Origin of the sequence: Butyrivibrio sp. Su6 (assembly GCF_900108105.1) — a bacterium.
GTDB lineage: Bacteria > Bacillota > Clostridia > Lachnospirales > Lachnospiraceae > Butyrivibrio.
The window spans coordinates 96,167-117,863 of record NZ_FNUR01000010.1 but is presented as its reverse complement, the minus strand read 5'-3'; the positions used below and the strand labels follow the sequence as shown (position 1 = coordinate 117,863).

20 protein-coding genes are annotated in these 21,697 nt (G+C 35.9%); all 20 read right to left on the bottom strand.

Annotated elements, in window-relative coordinates; all coding sequences use genetic code 11:
* Positions 1-5 precede the first annotated feature (5 nt).
* The gene (locus tag C4S54_RS11575) at positions 6-812 is read right to left on the bottom strand and encodes a sensor histidine kinase (RefSeq protein ID WP_103869681.1); all 807 of its coding nucleotides are present in this window, start codon (positions 810-812) and stop codon (positions 6-8) included.
* Positions 802-1,509 carry a response regulator transcription factor gene (locus C4S54_RS11570; protein ID WP_103869680.1) on the bottom strand — a complete coding sequence of 236 codons (708 nt, stop codon included), beginning with the start codon at positions 1,507-1,509 and terminating at the stop codon, positions 802-804. Before C4S54_RS11570 ends, C4S54_RS11575 begins: the two co-directional genes overlap by 11 nt.
* A complete protein-coding gene (locus tag C4S54_RS11565) occupies positions 1,506-3,200 on the bottom strand; it encodes an ABC transporter ATP-binding protein (RefSeq protein ID WP_103869679.1) in 1,695 nt (564 codons plus the stop codon). The genes C4S54_RS11570 and C4S54_RS11565 overlap by 4 nt, the downstream gene beginning before the upstream one ends.
* On the bottom strand, positions 3,197-3,655 hold the full coding sequence (locus C4S54_RS11560) for a lasso peptide biosynthesis B2 protein (RefSeq protein WP_103869678.1): 459 nt from the start codon (positions 3,653-3,655) through the stop codon (positions 3,197-3,199). Before C4S54_RS11560 ends, C4S54_RS11565 begins: the two co-directional genes overlap by 4 nt.
* Before the next feature lie 20 nt (positions 3,656-3,675).
* On the bottom strand, positions 3,676-4,761 hold the full coding sequence (locus C4S54_RS11555; RefSeq protein ID WP_103869677.1) for a CDP-glycerol glycerophosphotransferase family protein: 1,086 nt from the start codon (positions 4,759-4,761) through the stop codon (positions 3,676-3,678).
* Positions 4,748-6,772 carry a glycosyltransferase gene (locus C4S54_RS11550; protein ID WP_103869676.1) on the bottom strand — a complete coding sequence of 675 codons (2,025 nt, stop codon included), beginning with the start codon at positions 6,770-6,772 and terminating at the stop codon, positions 4,748-4,750. The genes C4S54_RS11555 and C4S54_RS11550 overlap by 14 nt, the downstream gene beginning before the upstream one ends.
* 13 nt (positions 6,773-6,785) lie before the next feature.
* The gene (locus C4S54_RS11545; protein ID WP_103869675.1) at positions 6,786-8,309 is read right to left on the bottom strand and encodes a lipopolysaccharide biosynthesis protein; all 1,524 of its coding nucleotides are present in this window, start codon (positions 8,307-8,309) and stop codon (positions 6,786-6,788) included.
* A gap of 16 nt (positions 8,310-8,325) precedes the next feature.
* Positions 8,326-9,504, bottom strand: coding sequence for a nucleotidyltransferase domain-containing protein (locus tag C4S54_RS11540; protein WP_103869674.1), 1,179 nt, complete (start codon positions 9,502-9,504; stop codon positions 8,326-8,328).
* Positions 9,497-11,779, bottom strand: coding sequence for a CotH kinase family protein (locus tag C4S54_RS11535; RefSeq protein ID WP_103869673.1), 2,283 nt, complete (start codon positions 11,777-11,779; stop codon positions 9,497-9,499). The genes C4S54_RS11540 and C4S54_RS11535 overlap by 8 nt, the downstream gene beginning before the upstream one ends.
* Positions 11,763-12,221 (bottom strand): VanZ family protein, encoded by a 459-nt coding sequence (locus C4S54_RS11530; protein ID WP_160110754.1) that lies wholly within the window; start codon positions 12,219-12,221, stop codon positions 11,763-11,765. Before C4S54_RS11530 ends, C4S54_RS11535 begins: the two co-directional genes overlap by 17 nt.
* A 134-nt stretch (positions 12,222-12,355) precedes the next feature.
* Entirely contained in the window at positions 12,356-13,261 is a 906-nt protein-coding gene (locus C4S54_RS11525) for a glycosyltransferase family 32 protein (protein WP_103869671.1), read from the bottom strand.
* Positions 13,230-14,177: a capsular polysaccharide synthesis protein gene (locus tag C4S54_RS11520; protein WP_103869670.1), complete on the bottom strand. Its 948-nt coding sequence runs from the start codon at positions 14,175-14,177 to the stop codon at positions 13,230-13,232. The genes C4S54_RS11525 and C4S54_RS11520 overlap by 32 nt, the downstream gene beginning before the upstream one ends.
* A complete protein-coding gene (locus C4S54_RS11515) occupies positions 14,161-15,540 on the bottom strand; it encodes a hypothetical protein (protein ID WP_103869669.1) in 1,380 nt (459 codons plus the stop codon). Before C4S54_RS11515 ends, C4S54_RS11520 begins: the two co-directional genes overlap by 17 nt.
* Positions 15,541-15,543: 3 nt before the next feature.
* On the bottom strand, positions 15,544-16,494 hold the full coding sequence (locus tag C4S54_RS11510) for a glycosyltransferase (protein WP_103869668.1): 951 nt from the start codon (positions 16,492-16,494) through the stop codon (positions 15,544-15,546).
* A complete protein-coding gene (locus C4S54_RS11505) occupies positions 16,491-17,489 on the bottom strand; it encodes a glycosyltransferase (protein WP_103869667.1) in 999 nt (332 codons plus the stop codon). The genes C4S54_RS11510 and C4S54_RS11505 overlap by 4 nt, the downstream gene beginning before the upstream one ends.
* Entirely contained in the window at positions 17,461-18,873 is a 1,413-nt protein-coding gene (locus C4S54_RS11500; protein ID WP_103869666.1) for a polysaccharide biosynthesis tyrosine autokinase, read from the bottom strand. Before C4S54_RS11500 ends, C4S54_RS11505 begins: the two co-directional genes overlap by 29 nt.
* A 27-nt stretch (positions 18,874-18,900) precedes the next feature.
* Positions 18,901-19,167: a lasso peptide biosynthesis PqqD family chaperone gene (locus C4S54_RS11495; protein WP_103869665.1), complete on the bottom strand. Its 267-nt coding sequence runs from the start codon at positions 19,165-19,167 to the stop codon at positions 18,901-18,903.
* 13 nt (positions 19,168-19,180) lie between these two features.
* Positions 19,181-20,584: a sugar transferase gene (locus tag C4S54_RS11490; RefSeq protein ID WP_103869664.1), complete on the bottom strand. Its 1,404-nt coding sequence runs from the start codon at positions 20,582-20,584 to the stop codon at positions 19,181-19,183.
* A gap of 11 nt (positions 20,585-20,595) precedes the next feature.
* Positions 20,596-21,078 carry a PssE/Cps14G family polysaccharide biosynthesis glycosyltransferase gene (pssE, locus tag C4S54_RS11485; protein ID WP_103869663.1) on the bottom strand — a complete coding sequence of 161 codons (483 nt, stop codon included), beginning with the start codon at positions 21,076-21,078 and terminating at the stop codon, positions 20,596-20,598.
* A gap of 24 nt (positions 21,079-21,102) precedes the next feature.
* On the bottom strand, positions 21,103-21,573 hold the full coding sequence (gene pssD / locus C4S54_RS11480) for a PssD/Cps14F family polysaccharide biosynthesis glycosyltransferase (protein WP_103869662.1): 471 nt from the start codon (positions 21,571-21,573) through the stop codon (positions 21,103-21,105).
* Positions 21,574-21,697: the final 124 nt, after the last annotated feature.

The following is a 21,697-nucleotide window of genomic DNA, read 5'->3' as shown; positions in this document are numbered from 1 at the left end:
TTGGCTTATTGTTCCGGCAGGTAAACAATAAACTTACTTCCTTTTCCAAATGTGCTTTTACATTCAATTCTGCCACCATGCCCATTTACAATACTTTTTGCTATAGCAAGACCAAGTCCGTTACTTGACTCCCCTTTTGGAGATCTGTCTTTCGATACTCTAAAGGTCCTGTCAAATACATATGGGATTAGCTCTTCTGGAATACCACGTCCATTGTCCTGTACATAAAAGAATACTTCTCCGTCCTTTTTTCCTGCACCAAGTGCGATAACAGATCCTGCATCAGAGTACTTACGGGCGTTTGTAAACAGGTTATCAAGAACTCTTATCATTTTGGCCCCGTCGATCATAACAATTTCTTTCATATTCTCTGGTACTTCCATTACAAGCTTATAATCTTTGTATGTATCATCGATTTCCAGGGCAAAATAGTATTCTTCCAAAAACTGACCTATTGGAATCTCGCAAAAATCAAATTCATCTTTTTTACTGTCAAGACATGTAAGATAATATAAATCCCCGATCAATACTTCCAATGACTTTGTTCTGGAATCAAGAAGGTTTATCATATTTTTAAACTCATCCTTTGACATATCCTTCACGTCACAGTTTCTATTATCTTTAATAAAATCAATAGTATTTCTGATTGCTGTAAGAGGCGCCCTCAGATCATGCGAAATATTTTCCAGCATCATAGTACGTTCTTCTTCAACCCGCTTTAATTCATTATTAGCAGCAAGTAGTTTTTGTGATAATTCATCGACCAGATCAGCTGAAATCTTCGGCTGCTCAAATTTCTTTTTAACGTCCATATCTGATACCCTTTGGTTTTACAAGCTTATATCCTTTTGACCAGACTGTTTCTATGAGATTATCAACTCCTGTCTGATCTTCTATTTTTTTTCTAAGTCTTGAAACATTTACCATTACAATCCTTCTGTTACCTTCATCATAACTTCCCCAGATTTTTTTGCCGATCTCTTCAAATGTAATTTCACTTCCAGCATTCTGTGCCAAATAAAGAAAAATATCGTACTCCTTGTTCGATAACAGTATTTCAGTGTCTTCATAAGTAATCTTATGCTCTTCTAAATTGATCAGAAATGGACTTATATCAATATACATTTTAGGCATTGTCCTTTTAACAGAGGAATTTCGCCGAATGTGAACCTTTATTCTTAAATAAACTTCTTTAAGGCTGTAAGGTTTTTCAATATAGTCATCTGCACCGGCTTCAAAACCTGCCACTTTATCATTCTCTGATATTTTCCCTGATAGAAAAAGAATAGGTGCATTTGAAAAACTGCGGATCTGCTTACATACCTCAAGCCCATCCATATCGGGCATCATAACATCAAGAAGTATGCAATCCGGTTTGAACTTTTTAGCAAGATCTATAGCCTCTTGTGAATGGCTGCATATCTTTACTGAACATCCATTTTCCTCAAAATACTTTCGATTGATTTCAAGCACATCCTTATCATCATCAACCATTAAAATCTTTATCATATTGCTTCCCTCATCTTTTTGTCCGCAATCTGTATTTCTCTGTTACAGTATTTAAGAATTGACTTCCTGTGTGTAATAACAAGGCATGTGGGCGCCGGATCCCAATTTCTGATACCATCCAATACTCTTAGCTCAGTAGCTTCATCAAGTGACGATGTTGCTTCATCAAGGATAAGGAAAGGTGCGTTTCTTATAAGTGCCCTGGCTATCGAAAGTCTCTGAGCCTGTCCTTCGGATATTCCTACCCCCTTTTCACCTATGACTGTATCAATTCCATTCTGTAATTCATTTACAAAATCCAAAGCAGCAGCACTATCAAGCGCAGCTATTATTTCGTCTTCAGTTGCATCTTCTCTTCCAATGAGAATATTTTCTCTGATAGTTCCGCTAAAAAGCGTATTGCCTTGAGGAACATATGCTATAAAATGTCTCGCATCCGGAGAACTGTCTATTTCTTCACCGTACGAATTATAGAAGGCTATACTTCCTTTCATATTCTTCGTAAAAGCCATTATAAGACGGACTAAAGTAGTCTTCCCTATTCCTGACCTGCCGACAAGTGCCACAACTTCACCCGGTTTTATCTCTATTGATGCATCATCAAAAACAAGTTCATCACTGTATCCAAACGATACATGTGATATCTTTACACCCACATTTTCATTTCTTATCGTAAGTCCCTTATACTCTTCTTTTGGCAAATCCTGAATTTCTATGATTCTTCCTGCTGAAGCAAGCATTGATATCAGACGTGGTACAACCTGTGCCAGTCCTACTATGGGCGATTGTATTCTGTTAACAAGCTGAAGAAAAATAGTCATTGTTCCAAAAGTAATTGTCTTATTTGCAATGCAGATTGCTCCCCACGCAAATGCAACAATGTAACCAATTTGAAAAGACAGGCCCATGGCAGCAGAAGCATACATATTAGTTCTGTTTTTCTTAAAAACCCAATATATCCTCTCATCTCGAAGCTTAGTAAGCTTTTCCTCAGAATAATCTTCAAGACAAAAAGATTTTTCTATAAGTATATTGGCAAGACTCTCCTGCATAAATGATCTGTACTTAGATTCCGACTCCTGTACTTTCACCTGCAGGTACTTAATTTTTTTACCAAGCCAAAAACTGGCGATCATAGTTATCGGAGCTACCAAAAGAGCAAATAGGGCAAGCCTTACATCGTAATATGCCAGTGTAAAAAAAGTAACCAAAAGCTCTACCACTAATCTTATTATGGTAGGAATAGTAGATGATATCCCGTCTGATACAGCTGACACATCGCTTGTAAGTCTTGTCATAAGATCACCGGTGTGGTATTTGGAAATATCCAGCCAGCAAGTATCCAGTATTCGTCTGTATACTTTTTTTCTTATGCCAAATCCAAATTTCTCATATACTACAGTTGAAACAAGATTGCTGATAATTGCAAGACTCTGTCCCCCAACAATAACCAAAACATATATCGTTATGATTGATGCCAGTTCTGAAAGATTTCCCTCAGAAGCATTGTCGATCATAGTCTTTCCAATTATTGCCATTCCAACTGACAATAATGTAGCTATCAGATCAAAGCTAAGGAGCAGCCCTAATTGCGGTATGTAAGGTTTTGTATAATCGATGATCCATTTAAAATATTCTTTTGCATCATCTTTTCTCGCCCAATATCTTTTCAATTTATTAACTCTGTTCATGTTCCTTCCCCAGCCCTAAACTTGTCTACTATTGCATACCCCTGATTATTTCCGTTACCGCCGGTAACATATAATTTCCCACACCGTAACCATGCATGGGCTATCATTTTTTTATTTTCATCAAGCCTGCAGCCTAAATACAAAGTAGTTTCAATACGTTTTTCAGAAAGAAGTTTCTGCGCTGTAAGTGCTCTTACAAGGCACTTACTCTCCCATTTTGTCTTTTCACATACCTGATTTACTGCATATGCAACTTTTTTGGCATATTTATAGTCTTCAAACGATGCATCATCCGGGGATTCTTCACCTTCAACTCCCCATTTACCAGCAAGTTTCTTTATATCAGAATTAATAATTCGAAATCTGTAATACGCTGATAGCAAAAATGCTTTAATCGTTACTTGTTTATGCTCGTTATATCTGATAAATCGGTACAATCTTAAGAAATAACTCATTTCATCCCCATAGCGTTTATCTAAATTACACTTTTAACTTTTTCATAAACTCTCTGACAATTGCTTCTATCCATATATGCAAAAAATTCTTTTGCTCTTTGTCTGTATTTTTCTTCCAATTTGCATTGGTTTAAAACCATTTTTTTAAGTACATCCAAAAAAGCATCATAATCAATGGTAAGCGGCCCTAATCCGTTTTCATAATCATATTTGCCCTTTGATGTATATGGATTGTCATAATAAGTATCATCAAATTGATAATAAATAACAGCCTTTCCAAGATAAGCAAAATCAAAGGCTATAGATGAATAATCCGTTACAAGAAGCATGGACTCTTCAACGAAACTTTGATATGTTCCCCTGTATATCTTTTCCTTTACCACAGCAGGTAAATATTCTTCAAAGTATTCCATTTCAGGATGCATCTTAATCCTCAGTTCATACCCGTTAGATGCTAAAAAACTCCTGATTTCCTGATCTTCAAACAGTCGACCTATAGTTCTGAAATACTCAGTATCCATAACCTTTTTGGGGTCTTGGCCTAACAGCTTATGACGCATGGTAAATGCTATTCCGATCATTTTTTTTGATCTGCTTTCAAGAAGATCAAATCTTGGAAGCCCGGTCAACCATAGATGACTTGCATCAATCTGTCGGTTACTTTTAAGCATATACTCATATTCCTGTTTCCCGGAGGTAATGACATAAAAGTTCTTATGAGCAACCTCTTTTAACATTTTTGAAAGGTCATGAGCTGCTACTCCATGCTGAAGAAAAATCTGCTTCGTTTCACAATGATTCTCCATATGGAGAAGTTGTGAACTGCAGTGACATTCTGATATGCAGGATAGAAACTTATGTGTCAAAGAACCATAATCAACTACTTTTCCAATTTTATTCAGTCTCTCATAATCAGCAGATTTCTTACTGATTGCAAATACGGAGTCAACCTTTTTATCCTGAAGATATTTAAAAAAAGCTTCTCCATTGTCGCCTGCACTCATCTCTCTGTCGCTTATAAGCCATATTCTTTTCTTATAAACTCCCCTGCCTATTTTTCTGATAAATATAAATACATATCTTTTTAAAATTCTAAAATTCCCCATTGTTTAATATCTTCGCTTTAAGAATTGTGAAATCCCCTGAGTAATCTGCCTTTGTGTAAGTATTATTCTTTACTCTTTGCATTTTGATAAAAGCCTGCCTGAATGATTCTACAGAATCAACATATTCAATATATCCACAATCTTCAAAAGTTTTGAAAGTCTCGTAAACCTTATGGTGATTGTTTCCAAAGACAATGCATGGTGTGCCTGTGATCAAACTGAAGATCATTCCATGCAATCTGTCTGTTACGACAAACTCTTTACTTCCCCAGACTTCCAGTTTCTTATTTAATACCTCTTCCCTTTTTGATGAATTTAAATCTCTTTTAATACATGTGTCTGTTACAAATATTTCATTATTTTCCTCGCACAAACGCATAACTTCCTGCTTGTCTTCCAAAGAAAGTGTCCCTTCTTTGTCAGATCTTAAGCAAATAAGAATTCCATCACGCGTCTTATTTATAGGAGAAACGTCAAACTCAGATACAATGTCATGCAAAAACTCTATATTGCAATTAAAGTATTTCTCCATAATTGCTTTTGATTTATAATCCCGGGCAAAAATAGTGATATTTTTGCATTTTGATATTATTTTCTTATCAATTGCCAGCACTTTTTGTCCATCTTCATCATCAGTGTAGTGGATAGTTTGCGGCATTATGATGATTCTGTTATTAAAAAATGACTTAAGAACAATCCTTCTAAAATCCTCAGCAAAGGAATACAGGTTGCCAAAATTACCGCCGCCCTGGCATATAATAATATCTTCTTTTGTTATGTACTTTTTTAAAGACCTGGAATCATCCTCAGTATTCCATCCATCTACTACAAAAAGTTCATAATCTTCATTCTCATTGCAAAAGTCTGCTAATTTTTTTTCTGTAACATATGCAATGGCATGGTCACCCAAATTATCAAAGCAAGGCAGTTCAAAATACACTATCCTGATTTTTTTATCTCCAGTCAGAGAAAAATCTCGTGTTTTTTTCTGAGGAAGTAATTTTTGTTTTACTCTTTTAAGCTTTTTTGCAGTAAACTTTACTACTTCCTTTCCCTGTATATAACCATTGAAGAAAATTTCATCTTTCAGATATACATCTATGATCTTTTTGTCTTTATCAGATATAAGCGAATTCTTTAAAAATTCTGTCTTATAGTCTTTAAGCATATGCTTTGCATATTTCACATTTTCTTTTGCACCGGCACAATATCCGCTCCTTATATCAGAAAAAACATAAGGCAGAAGTTTAGATAAAGACAGCTCGTATAAATCTTTATAGCCCTTTTCTTTAAAATATCTTGCTCTTTCCTCCTGACCAATACATGAAGCATGGCACCCTTTGTGCCAGCTCTGTGTAGTCGCATTATATGAAATGCTGTCACTTCTGATTAGATAGAAATATAAAAAGTCCGGAATTTTTACAACTCTCTTTGCCTTATCAAACAAGTAATACGTTGTCGCAATATCCTCATAATTTCTTCCCTCAGGATACCTTACGCCATTAAAAAGCTCAGCCCTGTAGAGTTTCCCCCATGCATAACTTTTGATATCATCATCATCAACAAGCTTTTTTAGAGCATCATGACGGTCCCACACTCTGGCCTCATCATATATCTTATTGGTAATAAGCAATTTATTATTGTCATCCTCGTAATGACAGCAAATAGAAATATCCGCATCATGCCGCAGGGCAGCATCAAGAAGCTTTTCTACCATCTTCGGATGAATGTAATCGTCCCCGTCAACACAAAGCACCCAATTTCCACTAAGCTCATCCAAAGCTGCATTTCTTGCACTTGAAAGGCCCCCGTTTTTCTTATGAATAACCCTCACTCTTTTATCTGTCTTAGCATATTCATCGCAAATATCTCCACATCTGTCAGGAGACTCATCATCCACAAGCATCACTTCCAGATTTGTGTAAGTCTGACAAAGTATTGAGTCAACACATTTTCTTATATAGTTTTCAACTTTATAAACAGGGACTATCACACTTACAATATCACTCATAAAACCTATCCTGTTACCTTCTTATCATCATTTTTATCTTGGCAATTATGCCTTGTGCTCCGTCTGAATTGAAATAAACGCCGATAAAAAATGCAAAGCTAAGACAAGCTACTATTCCTCCCTTTATTATCAGCATTATTATTCCCGTAACCTGTATCCATGATGTAACAAGACTCAAAGCAGCAATTGCAGAAATACACAAAATAACATTTACAGCTATATCACGATAATAAATTAAAGCAGATTCATTAAAATACTCTTTGAATAATATCTTGGGTTCATACCAGCAATAGGTTGTAAGTCTTGCAATGGCAGAGGCAAAGATGACTCCCGCAATTCCCAAAACATGCCCCAGAACAACTGATAGTACTATGTTCTCTATTGTTGCTATAAGCATGATATACTTGGTCTTTCTGTATAATCCTGTTGCATCTCTGTACAGCCACAATGGTTGTAGTGCACAGGAAAAATAAGCATTGACAGTAACAGCACAGACAACTACGGTCGGTAATGTAAACTCCTGTCCAAATATCAACCTGACAAAATCATCAGCCAGTAAAAAGTAGCAACCTGTTATTACACCGCATAAGATCAAACTTATTGACTGGATAGATTTAAATACCTCATATCGCTTTTTATCATTTTCTTTTGCTATTACATTACCAATACTTGCAGTCATTGAGGAAAAGAGGATCTGCTCCATCAAAAGAAGCTTCTGACTCAGCATAAGATAATTTCCAAACATTCCTACTGCTACGGTACTTACCACCATCGAAATAATAATATTGTCTGTGGCTGAGAAAACTGTTGTTGAAACCTTGTAAATAAATACAGACCTCATATTTTCAACAATTTTTTCTTTAAGACTTACATCCTCTACGCTCTTGTCCTTCAAGTTCCTTATATATGGATACTCTTTCTCGGCCTTTCTGGTTGCAATGATATTGTTGGCTATAACCATCAGTGTATCTGCTGCCAGATAAAGCATGTAGCTTTTTAATACGATCAAAATCAGTATCTGCAGCAGAACTTTTGTAATGTTGATTACCATTCTGATCCTTATGACCATGTAGTCTTTCTGATCAGCGGTCAAAAGGGTAGTCTTATAAACAAAAAGATAGGATGTAACAACATTAGCAAGGGCAAATAAGTAATAAATCTCCAAATACCTGATATCGTTTTGGACATTCACTATTACTTTTAAAAATGGAATACAGCAAAGACCACATACAAGGACTATTAAAGCCACAATGTTGTATAACTTCCTGTAAAAAGCAACAAGTGCCGTTATCCTTTCTTCATCGCCATCTGCAAGGGGTTTATAAAAGCTATATGACATAGCAGTTGAAAAGCCCAGATCTGCCAGGCATAAAAGATTAAGAACATCAGAAAAAATACCATTTAATCCAAGAAACTCAACTCCAATCGTTCTTAAAAAAACAACTCTTGAGACAAAACCAAGAATCATGGTAATAAACTGGTATACAAACCCCATTATTGCATTTTCTGCTGTTCGTTTTGTTCTACTGACACTCATTTTTTCACTTCCAATGCTATGCTCTATTCTGCTTTCTAAAATTTAGATCAAGCTTACAATAGATTTCAAGCATTCTCTCCCGCTCCTCTTTATCAGCTTCTTTAAATCTTGAGGCATGAATCCTTGAGCTCTTATTACATGCACCTGATACTCCTCTTATCACCCATGCAAGCGGCAAGAGAAAAGGTGCCTTCTTCAACCATGAATATTTTTCAGTCATAAAACTGATTGAAGGAAAATAATAATGTAATCTCGTGCTGCCTTTTTCATCTGCAGATATCTCTTTTGCAAGTTGTCCCCAGATACCATTTTCTGCTTTTCCGTAAATTCCACATTCCACCATGTAAGAAAACAGATTTTCATAAAATGGTGAAAACTCTTTGTCATCCATCCAAATGAATGCAAGTGCTTTCATATTTTTTTCAAAGCTCAAAATGCCGCACTTTTTAAGCTCTGCCTGGATATATTTCTTGTCCAAAGACTCACCTTTAGCATTCCAGAAAATGTATATATCTACCAGATTCCTTATACCACAACCAGTTTCAAAGAAATGTTTTGCCATATGAGCAATCATATAAATGTAAAAATCTTCATCAGCAAACTCATATGTATAATTCATACCGGGTTTCAATTTAGCTTTAAATGATTTATCAAAGTACTGATTTTGTACGTAATCAACATTTTTGTCATAAAGACTCCAATGCATTTCAACTATTATTTCTGAACCCTTTGAAAAAATAACATGATGTTTGATAAGACCATGATTCGTATACCCAAGACTCTCCAGAATTTTTTCCGCTTTTTCCAGATCATCATCATAAACAACTATGTCTATATCACTCATATCTCTCATTTCAGGGGAAGGATACATCCTTTTCAGGATACTTCCTTTTAAAAACTGATGCCGAACTTTTCCCTGTTCAAGAGCATTGCTGATTTCATTTATTGAGTTCCATTGCAAAAAAGTTTTAAATGTACTTCCGGCAAGACTCCTCTTTATCTGATCAAGTTCAGGCTTCAATTTTGCCAGACTGATCAGTGATTTCATAAACAGATAATCCATCTGTCCTCTGATTCCAATATCTATAATTTCATCTATTGTTATGTCCTCCGGCAGGTCATCAACCACCTCGTTGTAAAGTGAGCCCCTGATCAGATTTCTTGCACACTTTCTTATGGATATACTATTAACCATTTACTTCAACTCCTACATCTTCTCCGGTTTCACTCTGCTGCAAATTCTCCCCACCTGTTTCTGTTTCGGCATCAATACCTGCTTCATCTGTCAGATTCTCCTCATCAGTCTCCGCATTATTCATATTTTTAGCCTTTTCTTTTTCTTCATTGATTCGCTCAAGTTCCAGTGCAGCAGCTACATCGCCGCCTTTTTCTGCAATTTCTTTTGTATACTGCAATATGTAATCTTTTCTTGTGCTCAAAAAATCTGTCACATATTCAAGCGAATTGTTATAACTGGCTTCGGTCCCTTTACTAAAAAATCTGTTTTTTGAAGCAATTGCCGGTTTCTTTATAAGTGAAACAGCATTTTCTAATGTTACCGTCCATTTTTCTTCGCTAAAACTTGTACTACTAAGTGTATTCATCTTGCTTACCAGCAAGTTACAAAATTCATCATTCATAAGAAGAGACTGCAAAAACACATCTCTTTGCATTCCCATTTGTATAAATGAATCAATTGACGCTGTATGATATTGATCAATTCCCAACGTATTTTGGAGACTCTCGCACATAAACCTCCATCTTCCGTCTGCATACCCTGTTCCATCGGAAGATGCAGTTTTCCATGCTGCGCTGTCCTTGGGAGCAAATGGATAATTGCCCACATACATGTTGTAACAGATAAACTCTGCATAGTTTTCAACATCCATCATTGTTTTGACTTCATTGTAATTTGCTTCCACTGACAGATCCGTATTCCTGACATAATTAACAAGGAGTTCAAAATCAGAATTATATCCCTTCCAATCTCGTATGATTATCTCCTGATCTCCAAGATTATATCTGTTTTGTATATATTTAATGTCATAGTCCGGTTTAAAGAAATATAGTCCCCAATATTCCCCATCTATAAACAAAGAACATGGAGAATAGTTATAGGTTGCAATGCTGAGACCATCTGCCAGGTTGCTTAGCAGATAACTTCTTATTTTCAGATCATTATCAACCCCGCCCTGAACAAGGACAATCTCTCCTGAATCTGTAATGTGATCAATGGCTGAAGATCCTTCATAAATAGAACTCTCCTGCTTATCCATTGAAATCCTTATATTTTTTTGCTTTGTGAATGTAACATCATCTATGATAATGCTTATATCAGAATTGATCTCAAATGTCTTATCTTTACTAGGTTCAAAGTACTCTATTATCGCCGGTTTCTTCCATTTGTTATAATAATTGCCATATTTGGCCCCAAGTTCCTGTATAAGAGCATCCTCTCCGGTTCTTCCAGAGACATATATTCCATTTTCGTAATCAAATAGATTTTCTGGATCAGTACATATAGATAAGACCGGTATGTCTGTATAGTCGCTGTCCTGTTTAAGTCCCACATAATAACTTTGAGTGGCCTCTTTTGTGACATTTCCCTTTGCATCTACAGCTATTGCTCTCACAACAAGGCCTGCATCCACTGATTCCGGAAAATAACCTTCGCTGGCTTTATACTCCATTGCAAGAGCAGCATATTTGTACTTCGAGCCAGACTGATTCGTAATTTTAATAGGACCTGAATATTCTGCTGAATCTTTTGTAGGAGTAGTTCCATCAGTTGTGTAATATATTTTTTCTCCTTCATCACAAGAAAGTGTCAGCAAAAAGCTTCCGTTGTAAAATCCCCCCGGTGTTGAAAAACTAATCCCGTTATATTTAGCATATTCAATGTCCTTATCAGAATTAGCCTTTCCTTTTGTAGATGATAAATATCCCCAGGTATTATTTTCATCCATCACACATCCATAACTTTTCTCAGTCGGAGTTTTGGGAACCAGAATACTTTTTATTACCTTGCCATCCTTATTTTTTAAAAATAATACATTTTTGTCTAAGGCGCAGGGATTAACACTGACATCCACCACATAATACTGATCTTTTTTTAATGATGTATCATCACTTATAGCAGCAATTTTCTTATCGCCAAGATAAATTTCCACTCCGGAAATATCAAGCGGTTCTGTTCCCGAATTATATAATTCAACCCACTTTTCAGGGCTCACTTCAGATATAACAATATAAGTTTCAAGTGTATGACTGTTTGACACAAGCACATCATCAGTTGTAAAATCCTTATTTTCCTGCAGATACTCCGCTATTTGCCTGTCTCTTTGCTTTGAAAAACAGACAATAATTATTAAAAGTATCAGTGATAATACGCTTAATATGATTATTGCAATATCCTTTTTCTCAAGCTTTTTATCCGGTTTGTCATCTCTTTTTTTATTCAGAAAACTCATTTTTTTTCTTTACCCTCATACTAAAACGTTGTATTACTCCACCGATCATAGCTCCGGCAAATGTCCCTGTAACATTTGTAAAAAGATCTGTCAGCTCAAAAATTCCTCGTCCTGTCAAAGCCTGCAATATTTCTATCCCAAAACTCGTAATAAAGCCCACAAGCACTGTCATGATCACCGCACGAAACAAAGGATCTTTTTTTCTATATAAAACAATCAATAGTCCCCACGGAAAAAACAAAGCTATATTAAGCAGGCTATAAACCGTATACATATATGAATATATGTGTCCACGAGAAATACCAAGGTTAAAATACACCCCGATTCCTCCATTCCTTGACCCCGGTTCACGTCTTATTATCGCGATCAGCAATATTACTCCTAAATAATACACAGTAAAAAACACGAGAAATACTTTTGACCACGGAACTTTTCTTTTCACATGAAAAACATATCCCGGCACTATGATGAACAAACATAGTATTATAAATAAAAATTGAAACTGACTTATATACAGCCCGCCTAATTGCTCAATCACAAGCCATCTGAAATATCTTGCAAATTCATTTATCATTGTCAAAGCTCCGGTAGAGCATCCCCATTCTTTTGAGCGATAGAATACTCATAAAATGGAATACTCTTATTCAAAATGCGATATCTTTTTCTTCTGACCAGAATCTGAACAAAATCGAATACTCTCTCATTGCGGCTTATTAATTCCTTTATCTTGTTCTTGGCATTTCTGCCATCACTACCTTTCAACCTCCACACACCTGCATTCAAATGTATTGCGAAGTGACGTCCTGTCAGTGTTCCGATTTCAAATAATTCTTTAGGATAAATGACAAAATCACCTAAATCCTGAAAGGTGTTGTTTAACATAAACTGCGGGTAATGCTTGAGTATGTAATATGTATAGTAATAATTGCTGGTAGCATATCCATGAACATATATCTTTCCGTCTTTGCACTCGAATGATTTTTTACTGATACTGCCATCATCAGGTAAAAACACCGTGTTATCATACATATCCATGATTCCCTTAAACAATGGATTGTGCTTTTCACTTCCTATTATTGCCGTGCCAACAGAACAATCAAAGATGAAATTTAAAAAAGCTTTATGCTTTAACAGGGGATCAAAGCTTTTCTTTACTTTTACATCTGTGTCAAGATATATGCCACCATATTCATAAACTGCTTTCGCTCTGTAATAATCACCTATAAATCCTATCTGACCGTCTTTATATGTATTCCTTACAAAATCATTTTCATCAAAAGTGCAGTTTGATTCATCCCATCTCATGATGGTATATCCATGAAGCTTTTCCCATGTATCAAGGCATTTTTTCAGATCCTCCGGTAGTGGTTTGCCTCCAAACCAGCAATAATGGATTATCTTAGGTATTCGGTTTCCCTCTTCCGGAATTATATTTATTAATTTCCTGGCATCAGTAATTTCCTTTGTTGATAACGACATCATAGAAGTTTCCTTCCCTCTTTAATCTCTTCTGGTCAAATCTGTAACTAAGCTTATGTACGCCTGTTGTTTCTTTCAAAAAGTCATATTTGAATTCATCAAAATCATCGTATATATATGATGCGAGCAAATGTGCCTGTGCCTGACTTAAAACAGGCATTTGCCTGAATTCTTCAAAATAGAACTCATTTGCTATAGATTCAAAGATCTGATAAATAAAGTAGTTTACGCATCTGTCATGATCTTTCCAATATTCCAAAAGCATCTTTTGAAGCAGGCAAATAATATTGTTATTGGTCGTACTGTGTATGAACCAGTTATTAAGCTGCATTATCTCGGGATTGAAACCAAAATAATAGAAACTGAACATAAAAAAAGGTACTGAATCGATATATCTTATGATTTTGTTGTCAGTAAGCAGGACTGTCGAATCAATCCAATATCCTCCATATTTTATCAGGAGTTCATTCCTTACCAGATCACTGTACTGCGCATTTCCAATTATTCCCTCTTTCCACTTTTTTTCTATGTAATCAGGAAGCGTCACATAATCATGAATAGTAGATTCATCCAGAACAATTATTTTCTTGTCAGGCATATATTTTTTCTGACTGTCAACGCACTTCTTTACTATATCCGGAGCATTATCAATTCCCTGAAGCCACAAACTCCACACAACGTCAGTTTTATTTTCTTTTGCACGCATCTCCCAGGGTCTCTCCAAAATACATTTAGAATAATATTTTTTTCTGAATTTCTTATAGTAAAGCATCCTGTGCTTCTGCCCGACCATAACTCCATACAAAAAATGCATTTTGGGCACATTGTACTTTACTTTAAGCATTATCTGATCATATATTGTTCCCAGAAGCATTCCGTCTTTTGCTCTGTTTATAATCTTGTTATCCCTTTTTAACATACCTGGATTTCCTCTTCTTAAAGTACCTTGACTTTTCAGCAGCTACATACGGTGTTTTATCGCAGCATATATATATAGTGAACAGTACATAAAGATACTTCATTGTCATTAAAGAATCAGCAATATACAGATGCACACAGTAACTCACTGCCCCAATAAATAATGTCCTTATGAGTGCAGACCTTGTCCTTATCATATCTTTAAGCATCACCACACCCATATACACAAGATAAACAATGTATGAGATCATTCCAGGGTATGCGTATCTGATATAATCGGCAATATAAAAGCTATCTATTGATGCAACAACAAGTCCGTCAATTTCGCAAAGGAAAGCTCTTTTCCTGCCTATCCCCAAAACCGGATTAAGCCATTTAACCTTAAATACTTTTTTTAACAAGTCTCTATATGCAGCACTTTGCCCAAGCTGCTCGAGGTTTGCACCATACTTCACTGAAAATGATGTATTAAAGATCGTATCTACAAGACTTGTAATCTGAAGCATTATGTATTTGCCTGCACCTGTAGGCTGCAGAAGGACTATAATACCTGCCCCTACAATAATTCCCGCAAAAGTATACAGACAATTTCTCTTTAAATATTTCCTGTCAGAGAGAATAAACATCATTCCATAGCACAAAAAAACAACTCCAAGACTTGATCTTGATCCTGTTAAAAAAACATTGGCAATAATGCCAAACAGTAATAGCGGCCTCCTGTAGACATTAAAGGTTTTCTCTTTTATGTCATACCCTGCCAGAGGCATGGCACTCATCAACAGTAGTCCATAACCAAGTGAATGAATGCAATTTCCCATTATTCTATAATGCCCGCCTCTTATATATCGTCCGGTATAAATCCCATCAAGGGTAACCAGATATGAAAATGGCGATACCGTTGTTATTGACTCTTCTATCCCCAAAATGACCAGAATATACAAAAACGCAATTAACATCTTTAACGTTTTATCTACTCCAACGCAGTCTTTGATCACATATATCAAGAGGTACATGCACAAAATGTCAATAAATGGGTTGAAAAAAGCATTGAAGTCTACCCTGAGCACCATTGTGTAAAAAACAACAAAAACATACGGAAATAGTACCCATGTCATCTTCTGTTTAAGTACAACATCAACAAAATCAGTACTTCTTTGATAATCAAAGGCTATTGCACATAACAAAGCAATTATCACAACTCTGACAACAGTCAGGTCAAACAGAGGATTTTCAAGTCCAAAATATGGTGGCATTATATATAAAGCAAAAATATATAACAGAGAACATCTGTAAAAAATAACCCGTTCTCTTGGAGCCTTGAAATATTTACTTTTCTCATTATTTAAAGTCTTAATATTACTCATTTTCTATTTAAAAGCCATCAATAGTTCTACAGGTATTGATCTGGCCTTATGATAACAATCTACATATCCTAATAATCTAAAAGTGTTAAGCAGTTTTCTTTCATTTATCAGTCCAACTCTCATTTCAGTCGCTGATACATGCTTTTTCAAAATACTGATCCTTCTGTTGATTTCTGCGTCATTTTGCCCATCTCTGCAGTCCTTATCCAAATAATAAATCGTCTGCTCATGACTTTTTTTCAGATCCGTCAGGTATTTGAGACGTTTTTCTTTTTCATGCTCCTTATGAAGCGTTACATTATCTGAATGAAGGCGTCTTTTTATTGTAACCTTATGAAAGAAATAAAGTTCATCACCTGCAAGAGCAAGCTTCCAGACATACTCGTCATGAGCCCACCCTTCATACCAATAGGTGCTGATTCTGTCCAGAAATTCTCTTCTCATCAACATTGTGCAGCCCTGGCATCCGATAAATATGTTTTCAGAATTAAACTCAAGTTTTTCTAAACTATCATCATTTTTGAATTTCTTTAGCTCCCAGGCCGGAACGTCAGGCGCATCCAAAGTACTTTTAAATGGTTCAAACTCAGATCCAAGAAGCCCAATCTCAGGGTGGTTTTCCATTACTTCTACCATCTTTTCCACCCGATCTTTGATCCAGATATCATCCTGATCACAAAAAAAGACGTAATCGCCTGTTGTTTGTTTTAAAGCAGTTATAAAATTTGATGCATAACCAAGATTACATTTATTGACCGACACTTTGAATCTATCCTGCAGTCTGTTTTGCTCTATAAACTTTTCTATTACTGCTACAGTGTTATCTTTTGAGATATCATCCTGAATTATTACTTCATTCACAGGCATTGTCTGATCTATTATCGATTTTAGCTGGTCTGATATATACTTTTCGCCATTATAAGTAGCTATGGCCACAGATATTTTTCTATTCATCCGATCATTACCTTTGATAATATTTTTGAATATATGCCATAATCCAACCTGTTTACAGATTTGATATATACCCCAATCTTTCCGGTAAAATACTTATTCTGCCTGTAATCAGGAAATATGGATCTCGCATAATCAAAAGATTTTTTTAAAAGTTCTTTTCTTAAATCGTTGCTTTCCACTCTTCCTATCCTGCTGAAATTACTGCAAAATAGTATTTTCACACAAAAATATTCAAGTTCATCTTTATAAGAGTTGTATAAATCATTATCCTTGTAATAATTCAAAATATCGTCTATGACCAACAATATATCCCCAACTCTTTTCCCTTGATTTGAAGTCATCGTAGAATTTTTTCTGACGCTATAATAGACAAGTTTTTCATCAACATAAATCTGTTTCTTTATGTAAGGAAGCACTTTTACATAAAAAGCTGTATCCTCATAGATCATGCCTTCAGGAAAGCGGATACTATTATCTATAAGTATTTTCTTTTTATATAGCTTATTCCATGGCGATACCTGAGGATCAAAAAATAGTTCTCTGCTGTCACCATGTGATTTGATAGTTCCTCTTGTTCCTATCTCCTTATATAGAGGCAATCCATCAGGTCCATCTTCAGTAAGCTCAAGCATACTGTGATAGTGGCATTCCACAATATCCGCATCATTATCTGTAGCAGCTTTATAAAGTTTCTCGAACATTGTAGTATCAACATGATCATCAGAATCCGCAAATCCTACATATTCTCCGCTTGCTTTCTCTATCCCCAGATTTCTGGCGCTTGCCTGCCCACCGTTTTCTTTTGAAAAAATCTTTACAATGTGCGGATATTTCTCACTGTATTCATTCAGGATTTCAAGAGAGCCATCTGTTGACCCGTCATTGACTACTACAATCTCCAAAAGATCATGATCTAACGTCTGTCCAACTAAAGCATCCATGCATCTTCTAAGATACTTCTCAGTGTTATACACCGGCACTATTACGCTTACCATACTCTCCACCATTCACATAATCTTTATGATTGTAATCTTCTGATTTTACAGAAATACCGTTGTATACAAAACCGCATATATTGGCATCAACAGCTTCAAGTCTTCGTATGATCATCTCTTCTCTTTCAAATTTGGTAAGTAACTCTCTGATTACAACTATAAAGGCTGTCGCTACATTAACTACTTCTATTCCATCAGTAACTATTCCAATTGAAGGAGTATCTATAATAATCATCTCATACTTTTCTTTTAACTCATTTATTAGTCCCATCCACTTTTTACCAATCAACAATTCTGTGGGATTAAGCGGATATTCTCCGGAAGTGATCACATCCAGATTTTCTAGTGCATTTGGAACAATTCTGATTTCTTTTTTTCCTGAAAGAAATTCACTAAGTCCTGAAGATTGTTCTATATTCAACTCCTGCGCTATATTTCCGTTTCTTAAATCAGCATCTATAAGGAGAGTTTTCTTCCCCATCATGGAAAAAGCAATTGCTATATTAATACTACTTGTAGTTTTACCTTCATCGTAATCTGCACCTGTAACTGCAAATACAGGGCACTTTTCATTTTTTCCCGCAAAGACCAGGTTTGTGCGAATATCGTTATATGCCTCCTTTAAAACAAAAGGGCTTTTCTCATTGAGAAGAATATCTGGTGCGCCGTTTTCCTTCTTTTCATCAATTTGCGGAACTGTACCAAGTATCGGGATATTGAACATGTCAGTAACTTCATAGACACGTCTGTACCTCGTATCTCTAAATCCGATAAAAAGAAATACAAGTGTAGCCAATACTGCGCCTCCAAAAACACCAATAGCTGCAAAGACAATTATGTTAGTTGATTCAGAAGGCTGAGTCGGCAAAACAGCTTCATCCAGCACCTCAATGCCACCGGACTTTACTATACTGATTATTTTTTGAGGAGCGAGCTTACCTATTGTGTTTGCAATCAGCATGGCGTTATAGGGGTTACTGTCAGATACAAAAATTTTAAACACGGCAGTTCCACCCACAGCAGAAGATGTGATCTCCCTCCTCAGAACATTGGCGTTATAATATGCCGTGTTCAATTCAGCTTCTTCTATGACAGAGTTAAGAAAGCTGTCACTCTTTAGAATCTGGGTATAACTGTTAAGAAGTGTTGATGCAGATGTTATATCAGAAGTAGAAATATTGATTCCATTATCATTGATATAATCAGGATTTGCATACACATACAAAGATATTTGAGCCATATATGTGTCTTCGCGCATAAACATAGACACTGCTCCGGTTATGACTCCGCATATAAGACCAACCAAAATTATAAACTTCAATTTCGATATAATGATCCAAAAAACTTTTTCCAAATGAAAATTCTGCAATATTATCTTTAGCATTATTTAAAATCTCCCCTACTTCCACATTCAGATAAAACTAAATTCCTGTAGTTTCCCCAAAAACTCCAGGACTGATTTTTCACATTCTTCTTCCGACACATCATATTCTGCCAAGAGCTTTTTTATGATTTCTTCAACAGTTATGTCTTCCTGAATAAGGTCCCAGATATCATTTCCTGACCCCTTTATCATGAAGTATTTCCCGGAATCAAAATCAATCATTACTTTCTCACCGGAAAGATCCGTAACATTAATGTCTTTTTTCAACTTTATAACATCACTTCTGTCAAACATTCCTTTGCCTCCCTTAGTATGCTCCCTTTCTTTTGAACAAAACCCCTACTGTCTTTAGTATTATTTGTATATCAGTTAAAATGCTCCAGTTATCTATATATTTCAGATCAAGCTGAACAACCTCATCAAAATCTGTGATATTGCTTCGACCGCTGATCTGCCACATTCCTGTTATCCCCGGCTTAATGCTGATCCTGCGCCACTGTCCCCTCTCGTACTTTGATACTTCATCTACTGTCGGTGGTCTTGTGCCCACAACACTCATATCTCCCTTTAAAACATTAAAAAATTGTGGAAGCTCATCAATACTGGTCTTTCTAATGAATCTGCCTACCTTTGTGACTCTTGGATCATCTTTTATCTTAAACATGAACCCGTCCATCTCGTTCTGCGATAGAAGTTCTTCCTTCTTTTTCTCTGCATCAACACACATGCTTCTGAATTTATATATTTCAAAGGTTCTTCCATTTTGTCCGACTCTTTTTTGCCTAAACAAAACAGGTCCTTTTGAATCAAGCTTTATTGCGATTGCCGTAGCCAGCATTATAGGGGAAGTTATTATAATTCCTACAACGCTCACGAATATATCCATAAGTCTTTTCACAAGCTGCTCATATGTGTTAAGGGTTACTGTGTGATATGTGATAAGCGGATATGTTCCAACTGAGCTTACAAAACTGTTTGGCCTGTTCATAAGGTGATGTCCGTCAGCATCGATAACAACCTTGACTGTGACTCCCATTTCAAGACAGATATCTACATACTCATGGATCTGCGCCAGATTATCATCTGTATGCTGCATGAAATATATCTGATCAATCTCATAATTTCTGATAATATTTTCAAGATCTGACAGATTTCCCAAAACATTGAATACTCTGTTTTCTAGTTCTCCTTTTTCCAAAATATATCCGACATTTTCTATCTTCATGCTTGTCTTATTCAGGAAATAGTTAAACTTCTCAAATTCCTCAAAAGTGCCAACATACGCCGCTCTTGGCGCTTTGTATGTAGTAGTTACCATCTGCAGGAATCTGCTCACTATCATGTTCAGGCATATTGCTATGTAAGTGAACAAAAGGTAATGCAAATGGAATCTTCTGGCTCCAAGTCCCGGATTGTAAACATACATAAACACTATTGTTGTTATAGATGCAAGAATCCATGACTTGGTAAGTATCTTCCAAAATCTGTCCATATAGAAAAACAATGTGACATTATAAATCCTGGCTTCTTTATTAGCCAGGATATATACGACTCCGAAGACAATTACCAAAGCAAAACACTTCAGATAAGTCCCCTCTCGCAAATAATTGCCATAGACTATCTTTTCAATGAAATAAACAAAAGCTATCAAAAAGATATCTACACACATTTGTATTACATTAGTATTAGCACCCTTGTTGTTCCTGTTCATATCCCAAACCCTTAATCAAACATTCCCATAAAATTCAGTATTATATCTTCTATGTTACCGCCCTTTACTTCATAAGGCTTAAAATCATAAGTTTTTGCTTTTTCAATATAATCGCCAAGCTCATCAACATTTTCGCAGCTAAGCACGCATCCTTTTGATGAAAAAGCATTTGCTATCTCTCCCTGGTGGTCATCCACGTGCTCTCCGAACTTGCTCTGCCTTGGAACTACTATTACAGGCTTTTTGGCATTGGTTCCGGTAATTATGGTTCCTACCCCTGCGTGTGTGATAAGTATGCTGCATTCAGATATTTTTTTTGCATATTCCTCAGAATCAATAAAGTCAACATACTTACAATTCTTGGGCTTGTATGTTGAAGAACCGGTCTGAATAAAAATCTCTTCTCCAACAATATTTTTGCCGGCAAGTTCATCAACCGCCTTAACCAGTCTGTTCATCTGAAATTTTTGTGTTCCAAGCGTAACAAAAATCAAGACAACACCCCCCACGATGCAAATTTAAAATATTTCACCACCAAGCATTGATTTTGGATAATTCTCAAGCATATCTTCCCACTGAACCATGAAAAGATCCGACAGGTTATATACAAGCTTTCCTGTCATTGACGGATGGTTAACCCTGGCAAAAGATTCTACATAAATAACCTTTATTCCTAAGAGCTTACCTACCACACAGAAGGGATACGCTATAAGAGCTCCTGTTGTAATGATGAATTCAGGCTTCTCTTTAAGTAATATCTGTATTGTCCTAAGGAACAGATAAATAAACTTAATAGGAAACTGTGCCTGCTTTCTATTCATCTGTGGGACATAATAATGTCTGTTACAAAAATCCTTGACCTCAAAATCACTTTTTTCTGTAACAAGAAAACAATCGTATTTTTTTTCTATTTCTTTTAATCTGGAAATTTCCTCCAGGTGACCACCTGAAGACGCTACGAACGCAACTTTAGCCGTACTTTGACTCATACAAGTCCCCTCCCATTAATAAGAAAATAAAAAGCCGTTAAAAAATCCCGAATAGTACTGTTTTTCCACCCTTGAAGTATTGATTGATCCGCCCTAAAGAAATGAATCAATATTCATTTCTATC